The following is an 8,706-nucleotide window of genomic DNA, read 5'->3' on the forward strand; positions in this document are numbered from 1 at the left end:
GTGCCTCAGTGGCTCAGCCGGCAGAGCGCGTCCTTGGTAAGGACGAGGTCGCGAGTTCAAATCTCGCCTGAGGCTCTTTTCCTTTTGTTCAAAGCTTTTTGAGAATTCAGAGCGTTTTAATCCGATAAGGCGAGTGGGGATCACTAGGGTAGTGTGGGTGCACCTGCAAGCACCCGGCGTATCTCTTTCGGGTCTCCTTGAAGAGAATCGAACGCCAGGTGGACTTGTTCCTCCGGCTTCATTGCAAAATAATCCGTCTCTTTGAGAAATAGATATTGTTTATAGCAGATTTGAGGCACGATCAAGGAATGCAGGGTCTCATTTTCTCCATTTTATACCGGATGATCGCGTGTTATACAATGGGATCAGATTCAGGTATTTGAGTGCCTCTTCTTTCGAAGATACACCATATACTCGATCATCAAGAATATCCGGATAACGGATACGTGAATCAACGCGTTGATCCGCAAACTCACCACTCCAGCCATCCACCCGATATCCAAGAATGAGTCTTCCGTGCGCCCATGCCATAGCTATTTCCGAGAGCGTGCCCGATCCACCTCCAATGGCAATAAGCGCATCAGAGTTGGAGATAATGACATTTCTCGCTGTATCTATCCCTGTTGCAATGCAGATGTCTGCATAGCCGTTCGCTTCACACGGATCCTTGCCGGGGAGGATGGCAAGAATATCTCCATCCTGGTGCTCAGGGGAACTTCGAGCTCCGCGTGACACAGCTTCCATCACCCCGCCAAGTCCTCCCGTTACGAGCCGATACCTTGCAGTTATCAGAGCATGCCCGAGCTGCTCTGCAATGCGGTATTTTTCAGAATCTTCGTCCAACCGTGCGTCACCGACTACAGCCACGATCGGGCGTCGGTCAACAGATATATTGTCATCATTGAGCTGCATTGTCTCACATTCCTTTTTGATGCATATTTGGCAGCAAAGGAGGCTTGCTCATAATCTTATGAATCAAGTCCTCGCGTATCGCTCGCATTTGTTCATTTTTTCCACCCGTGGGTTCGTAGAAATAGAGCGGTTCGGCGATGTGCATTGGCTTGTTTGCCATCTCCACCATCGGAACCATGAAGGCCCAATCCTCAGCGTAGGGAATCCATTCACTGTTGATCTGCAGGTAGTCCTCCGGAATTGCGTCGTAAAGATACTTCTTGAATGATCGAAGATGCTGCCAGACATTTCCTCCTCGTGCACTTCGTGGACTTGAGAATGTAACGGCATACCGTACGAATTTATCCGTTCTCAGCATTGAGCCGACTGATAAATCTGCCCCTTTTCGATAGATCCCATCGAGATGTTTGATGACGTCTTCACCGATCAGTGCATCATCGGCATCCAGGGTAATGATGACGCTCTCAGGATTCGAACAGATCCTCCTGATCGCAATGTCGTGATTCTCCAATGGCGTGATAGCCATCAAATTTCCGAAATATGTAGCGTTGCCACCCCATTCATCGAGGAGAACCTCTCTGATGTACTCAGCCATAGCGTTGGAAGAACACGCGTCGACAAAGACAATACTGAAATTTCGAGATCGCTGCCTTGCGAGTGAATCGGCGCACCGCCGGAGTTTCGGGATTGGGACATTCTGACCACGGACAACAAATACATACTCCTGATTCATACTGCCTGTCCAGTCCTGAAGCGATCCCTTCAGATCAACATTGCCATACTGCATGTGGGGGATCTGGCCTGCCTCTACCCGATGCATGATTGTATACCACTCATTGGGATCCGTCTTGCGGTCGTTGGGAACATGGATGAAAAATGTCCTATGATCGCCGCCACGGAACGACTGTTTTTTACCGCTTTTTAAGAGAAGATCCATCGATCGATGCCAGGGCAACGTGAGTATGCTTTCTGAATTAATTCCATTTGACATCGGGAGGGCATCTTCGACTCTTCTTTTGTCGATGAGAGAGCATCGAACCTCGGTCCGCCACTTCACACCAGAATTATTGGCATTATATGGATGGTCTTCCTCATGTGCGATATTGAAAGACACGGTGAGAGCGTCAGGATCCTGTTCAAAGACGCTGATCATATCACCCAGGTAGTCATGATCACGGTCAAGGCGGCAGATGAGACAGTCACTATCTAGCTGTAGGACATAATCTCCCACGCACTGCTCGATACCATAGAGCGACATGAATGTTGGCTGTCCGTTTTCGCACCGGGGGAGTCTGGACCCTACCCCAAACCACTTCTGAAATGTCTCTTCGATAAGGGGCGGTTCATCCGGTGCAACTATGACGCGATCGATGACTCCTTCCCGCATCCATGCATCGAGTTTTTCCCGGAATTCTTTCTGATTTACTTCGGTATACTGCCTTGAAAACGGCCCATTGTGGGTATCTGTTACAACGAGAGTTTCCACGAACGACTGCGGGCCTTGAAGTTGCCTGATGATATGTCGGATCTGGAAATCGATCGTCTGCCATTCCATTGCGCCCGCCCGTATGAGGAGCGAAACAGACTTTTTGTCCGGTATTTTCAGAGGTTTGAGCCTGCATATCAGGTAGTCGCTCGATGGACAGAGCCGCTGAATATCTGTACTCCTGATCTCTTCAATATTCGTGATGTCAAACCCGCATCTGTGGAAAAGATGCTTGTAGAAAGAAAACGGCCGGTGAACTTCTGTCCTGATCTTGCCGGTCTCTTTCATCTGTTTCCGGAATATGAATTTGTCGTGATATCGGTGCTCCTCTGGAAGATCGATTTTAATGTGCGTTTCCGATTCTTCAGTGAACGTATAGAAGGGGTTGCAGAATGCGACAATTGCTTCACCATCATCTGTAACGAGCGCTCGCATATCCGCGACAACATCCGTTACCTCATTATCATCTTCTATGGTGCAGAGAACCAGGCTGCAGATAACCTTCGAGAATCTTTCCCCAGTCTCTTTGAGAAAGGCCAGATCATTCCTGCCAATGTACCGTGCAGAATGATGTTTCGCCAGATTCTTTACGAGAACTGATGCATCAATGTCGTAGCCGGTGACATCGAATCCCCTTTTTACCAGTGGCTCGGCTATTGCTCCATAGCCGCATCCATAGTCCAAAACAGGACTTGGTCCCCCTTCAGCTGCAATTGAAATGATACGTTCATCCAGGAGTGCGCTTTTATGCTTATTCTGTGTTGCACTAAAGAAATATTCAAATCCTGCCAGTTCCGGCAGTTTCGGATCAAATAGTGCTTGACTCATCAACTCGGAGACATCATCTCTGAAATGCCATCGGTACGTGAGATACGCCCGCCTGCACATTTGAAGATATTCGCGTTCGTTGCAAGGAACAAATGAGTCGCCGAGATCGATGAGTTTGAGACCATCTTTAGTGATGATAAGGTTCTTTGGATGTAAGTTTGTGAAAGCAATCCCCGCGCATCGGCACTCGTCAAGCAGAGCCAAGATGTCCTTGAGATGATTTCCTCTGTATTCGGATCCCTCAGCGTATTCCATTACGAATACCAGTTCTCCCGTATCCTCCACGATCTCGAGCAACCGGCAAATATGTTGAAGCTCTGGATTGTTGAGAAGATGATCGCGTAGGAGATCGAGTCTCCCGTCTTGGAAATTCGCCTTTCCAGCAAAGAAGTATTTATATGCCCGTATACCATCTGTGAAGACCGCTCCTTCATGACCATGACCGAGGTATTTCAGTTCCTGGGGCTTTGCCTCATTGCGCTTTTTCAGGATCGAGGCTATCATCCCACGTGCATGTTCGACGCTCTCGGGAAGCATATCGGGTGATAGACAGCTCCGGTACGACGTGATAGAATCGTGGAAATTCCGCAGGAATGTCTTCAGGTCATCTTCCTGAAACAGCTTCGTAATCTCATAAAATCGCCAGATCTCTTGCGGTGAATATACCTCCTTCAATTCCCGGATAAATCGAAGTGCCGCCTTGGTTTCATCTTGCTGTTGGAATCTGCTTGCACTGAGTGTCGCATCAATCGCATTGCATAGCCCCCAAATACGGTAGCCATTCTCTACAAATCGGAGAAGTCTTCGCTCCAAGATTTTTCGGAACGCATCAACTATTGCATCGATATCTTCATCGCTGATGGCGAGTCTGATCCTCCGGGGAAGTTCTCCGGTTTCCCCGATCTTGCGGAGATAGTAGGCATCCATCGATCGTACGAAAGCGTTGCCATACATATCAGAACGGAGGGTATCAAGGTTGAAATTCGATCCTGCCTCATGAGTGCGTTCCTGCCTCAGGGCAACTGGAAATCTATCAACGATTTGACCCTTGATCCGGCCGTTGAGAATACACCAGAATGTGTCACCCCGCCGAACATTAGTGGCATTGATTCGGGGTGAGATGTTTGGAAACATCCGGAGGCATTCCGGGTTTAGCACCATCGTGTTGCCACCACGCTGGGGGATTGTTCGTGTGGCATCCTCATTAAGTCTGGATTCAGGTTCTGTTGCTACAACCTGTCTGAAGAGATTGATCCCGCTCCTGATATCTGCAATCCGCCGAAGCAACTTATCACAATCAATGCCGGTCCAGAATGGTATTTCCAGATGTGCAGTATGGAGGTCCGAGTAATCGTAGTAGTAATCCGGATACTTCGATGCTATTATTGGAAGAAAATCCGATTGTTTACCGATGACGGAGCTCCCTGCCTCGTACATCTTCAGGTGTGAGAGGAGATCGACAAGCTGAGTCCGGAGCATGCTGTGTGCGGGGATGGGGGCATCGCCCGTGACCTGACCGTTTGCAATGCTTATTCCCCGTTCTTTCATGTGGAGAATTGCTCGCTGTACCTCTACGAGGGTTATCTTTACAACCATGCCGTCTTTTTCCACCGTTTCAAATCTGATATCGTCATCCAGCACCCATACAACAGACCCTGGAAACTTCTTGGACTCTCGATAGAGGATATGATGGAGGACAGTACGCCCGGGTGCGATGCCATTTCGATTATCAGGTTCTACAAGATAGTTTCCGTATGTCCCTCGTTCACTTTCTCTCTCAATTGTCCCGGCATCAATCATCATACAGTTGAGAGAAGCATACTTCGGATGCTCAATCAGTCCCTGCAATTGAGCTGTCGACCGGGTATTATCATAGATGACAACCGCTCTCCCGACATCTGAAGTCCCAAAGAGAGTCACAAGATCGTCGAGAAGATTCTCTGTTGAATCCATTCTCGTGGCCATAAAACCAACAACGATGGGAAATTTTACGCCCTCTGTTGGAATGCACTGCTGATGGTCCGTCTCCTCCTCGCATGTGCATTCCGCGAACAGAGGGTCTTCAACCGTGCACCCGAAGAGGTCATATGCACGTTTCCTGAACGCTTCTCGTTCAGGTAAAGACATTTGTGGCGCATATTTCCAGTAAAAGGCCCTTAATCCATTCTGTTTTCTCTCAGATCCCGGTGTGGATAACCGTTCCTGCGTGGGGAGCGCCCAGTGATGGACAAGGTGCGCCGGGACAAATCCGACCTTTACTGTACCGAGATCCAGAAGGCGGATACAGATATCGCGATCCGTCGTACTTTCGAGGGCTTCATCAAATCCTCCAGCCTGAAGCATTGTGGAAAAACGGACAAAGAGATTGGAGCCTTGGATGTGCGGATTCCCGATGAAAAAATCATGTGTCGAGAGACTTGTGGGGATGGAAAGCGCTGTGCCGCGATCTGTTTTCGATTCGTGCCTGATAAGGCCGCTCACGACAAGATCATAACTTCCCAAATCTGCGGATTCTAGGCATTGTTCCAGATAATCTGACTCCCACTCGTCGTCATCATCCAGCAGCGCGATGAACGTCGATTCAGGGAAAACGCCCAATTCGATGAGATGTGCGAGGCCCGTGTTGACGGCCCCTGAAAGGTTCTTTGTTCTGCGATTCCGTATGCATTCGATCTTTGCAAATTTCTCGGTAAAATTCCGGATAACTCTATTCGTCCCGTTCTCGAATGTAGAATCACAATCGCTGATTACAACAACGAAATCTGGACATCTGGTTTGTGCTGCGACCGATTCAAGCGCCTTTGCAAGAGAGTCCGGCCTATCGCGTGTTGGTATGAGAACAGCAACATCTGCCATGAAGCACCTTCTTTAAGCAGTGTTCCTGTCCACATCCGCAAGGTATGGAAAATTTCTACTCGTTAATGCATCTTTTCGTGCGAGGAGCTGGTTGTTCTGTTCCTCGGCGGCCTTCAAGAGCATTGCGTGCATAGATGCGTTGACTAGTTCGCGTGTATCTTTCGGAACACATTTTCCCGCATATGGCCCGAGACCCGGCCGAAGATGTTCTCTGGAGATCACTCTTCGATCTGCCCATATCACACTCATCACAGAGGCCGGATCTGCACCCATCTCCTCTGATATCTGTTCAATCTCGTTGGTAAAACTGACTTTCAGTGCAATGTAGGCATTATGGGCCAGCTTGCCGATTTCAGCCTCTCGGTGTGTCATTCTCATCACTGGTACGTCATCTTCGACCCAGGAGAAAAATCGCAGTACTTCGTCGACATCCTCTTCATTTCCGCTGAATACCAGGCGATCAGGATTCACGAACCATGTAAAATTGCTTTTTTCACGGAGGAATTCGGGCATATAGACGAATCGAAGCTCTGGAAATTCGGCAGTTGCCTTTTCCATGAATCCGATGCCGATTGTGCTTTTAATAACGACGACGCCAGGGTATTTGCTTGTGGAAAGCCTCGAGAGCACGCTCTCTACGATTGAGCAGTCAAGCCGTCCATCCGCACCTTCGGGCGTGGGAACGCATACTAAAACCGCTGCCGTTTCCAGAACATCATCCCAGGAGTACTCCCCATGGATGTCATATCCGGCACATGAGTGATAGAACTCAAGAGCATGCTTGACCGCTTTACCAACAGAACCGAGGCCAATGACCCCAATTTTACGAGAATAATTCTCTGTTTTCATACTTCGGCTCCTTTGCTGAAGCCGGTAACAGAATGGAAAACGCGCAAACACAGTGTCCACGCAGCCTATCCTACGATGTCTTCACATCCCAGATAGCACGAAGTATAGATCGTGCTTCGTGGTAACATCCATCGATGTTATCGGCGATTACTAGAAAATATGCATAATATAAATAATTTATGGTTTTATTATTGGGTTCATCCTCAGCGCATCAGAACAATCGATTATCCGTTCAACCGATCGATGTGCTTCTTGGCTGACAAATCCCTTTGAGGACAGAAAACCCTCATGGACATATTTCCCCCAACCAGCCATGCGACTCCGCTCCTCGCTTCCCTCGTCGCTCCACTGTATGGAACACTGCAAACATCACCATACACAGGTGTTACTGTCAAATAGGTAACATGTCGCCCCTGCGGGGTGCATCCGGCTACTTCGTTTGTCGTCATACAACCTTCCTCGTTGGTGCCCGATTTACAGCACCGGCGGAGTTAATCACAGATCCTTGGAACGACTGAAAAAAGACTGTTTGGCCTGCAAATGCTTTCTAGCAGGTGAAATCGATGGAGTTATCGAAGTTTACATCGTGGTATAACAGTTGTTCCAAGATCTCGGAGTTTGATTCCTGTATCCCGTATCCTCCCCATCCCCTCTCGGGTCCCCATAACCGCCAGCAGCGACCGGGCCCCGGAGAAGGCAACGTACAGCATCTCCTCGCTCGCTAGAAAATTCTCATCCAGCACAACAACCACGACCGGCGATTCCAGCCCTTTGAACCGCTTCACCGAGTCCATGACGATAGTTGGGGCAGCGCCGTCCGCGAACCGCTCGTTGCAGAACTGGTACGGCAGCCCGGCCTGCTTCCCATCGGGGCTGAACTTTTCTTTGTCATCGCGGGTTGCGATCAGGACCGCAATATCGGAGGGCGGGATGCGTTTTTTTTTCGACCAGCTGCCGGATGTAATCGTGAAGGGCCCATCGTACCTCGTCCGGGGTCTCCGCCACAATCCACGTTACCTCGAGGCCCTCGGGCCCGATGGCGGATGTTTCCTTTCCCTTGTAAAAGTGCCGGGCGAGCTCGTGGATCTTCTGCGGGTTGCGGAGGTTCAAGGTGAGGGCGAACGGGATCTCGTGGAGTTTTTCGAGATACTGCCCCCGATTATGGTACACGTCCTGGTTGTCGTCGTAGAAGAGCCGGATCTTCCCTTTCCCGGTTGGGTCGAGCGCCTGCTCAAGGGATGTGAGCAGTTCCGGGGGGAAGTCCTGCCCCTCGTCGATGATGATCACATCGTACCGCTCCTTAGGCAAGGCAGCAAGGGCTTCGGCAAGGCACTTCGGGTACTGTTCGAGGAAGAGAGTGTTGTCGATCTTTGTCCGGTCGAGCCTGATACCGGCTTTCCGGAAGAGGCCGTCACAGAACCCGTGGTAGTTGCCAACTGAGAGGGCCGCCCGTTCTCCAAGCGTCTTCTTCATGAACCCGGAAAGCGGGTTGTTGTAGCAGGTCAGGAGGACACGCTCACCGGCATTGTGGCAACGCACCGCCTCCTCCATGGCAAGAATCTTCTTGCCTGTGCCAGCGGATCCGGAGATGGCGACGCGCCGGTGATCAGCAACGCCCGGCCATGCGATGAAGGCCGAGCCGATGGAGTATAACGGTCGAACGTTTTACCCTAGTGGCACCATCCTCGGTAAAGCGCTGGGATCGCTCGATGAAGGAACGGGGGTCATCGATGTCATCGTTACGCTGCAGTAACAGGCGGGACGTCATCCGGCAG

5 protein-coding genes and 1 tRNA gene are annotated in these 8,706 nt (G+C 50.0%); 1 reads left to right on the forward strand and 5 read right to left on the reverse strand.

Annotated features, from left to right (window positions below; genetic code table 11):
- The first annotated feature begins 2 nt into the window (after positions 1 to 2).
- Positions 3 to 75 (forward strand) — tRNA-Thr (locus APR53_06220).
- A 243-nt stretch (positions 76 to 318) separates the two neighbouring features.
- Here the strand turns inward: APR53_06220 and APR53_06225 are convergent.
- From APR53_06225 to APR53_06245, 5 genes are all read right to left on the reverse strand, one after another.
- Positions 319 to 912, reverse strand: coding sequence for an acyl-CoA synthetase (locus APR53_06225; protein KQC02983.1), 594 nt, complete (start codon positions 910 to 912; stop codon positions 319 to 321).
- Positions 913 to 916: 4 nt separating this feature from the next.
- Complete coding sequence (locus APR53_06230) at positions 917 to 6,082, reverse strand: hypothetical protein (protein ID KQC02984.1); 5,166 nt, start codon at positions 6,080 to 6,082, stop codon at positions 917 to 919.
- Between the two features lie 12 nt (positions 6,083 to 6,094).
- Complete coding sequence (locus APR53_06235) at positions 6,095 to 6,931, reverse strand: hypothetical protein (GenBank protein KQC02985.1); 837 nt, start codon at positions 6,929 to 6,931, stop codon at positions 6,095 to 6,097.
- Between the two features lie 569 nt (positions 6,932 to 7,500).
- Positions 7,501 to 7,725 (reverse strand): hypothetical protein, encoded by a 225-nt coding sequence (locus APR53_06240; protein KQC02986.1) that lies wholly within the window; start codon positions 7,723 to 7,725, stop codon positions 7,501 to 7,503.
- Positions 7,726 to 7,819: 94 nt separating this feature from the next.
- Positions 7,820 to 8,482 (reverse strand): hypothetical protein, encoded by a 663-nt coding sequence (locus tag APR53_06245; GenBank protein KQC02987.1) that lies wholly within the window; start codon positions 8,480 to 8,482, stop codon positions 7,820 to 7,822.
- Positions 8,483 to 8,706: the final 224 nt, after the last annotated feature.

The organism is Methanoculleus sp. SDB (genome assembly GCA_001412355.1).
Taxonomy (GTDB): domain Archaea; phylum Halobacteriota; class Methanomicrobia; order Methanomicrobiales; family Methanomicrobiaceae; genus LKUD01.

Coding starts and splice junctions, on each gene's coding strand:
- APR53_06225 (KQC02983.1), bottom strand. CDS start 912: ATGCAGCTCAATGATGACAATATATCTGTTGACCGACGCCCGATCGTG.
- APR53_06230 (KQC02984.1), bottom strand. CDS start 6,082: ATGGCAGATGTTGCTGTTCTCATACCAACACGCGATAGGCCGGACTCT.
- APR53_06235 (KQC02985.1), bottom strand. CDS start 6,931: ATGAAAACAGAGAATTATTCTCGTAAAATTGGGGTCATTGGCCTCGGT.
- APR53_06240 (KQC02986.1), bottom strand. CDS start 7,725: ATGGACTCGGTGAAGCGGTTCAAAGGGCTGGAATCGCCGGTCGTGGTT.
- APR53_06245 (KQC02987.1), bottom strand. CDS start 8,482: ATGGAGGAGGCGGTGCGTTGCCACAATGCCGGTGAGCGTGTCCTCCTG.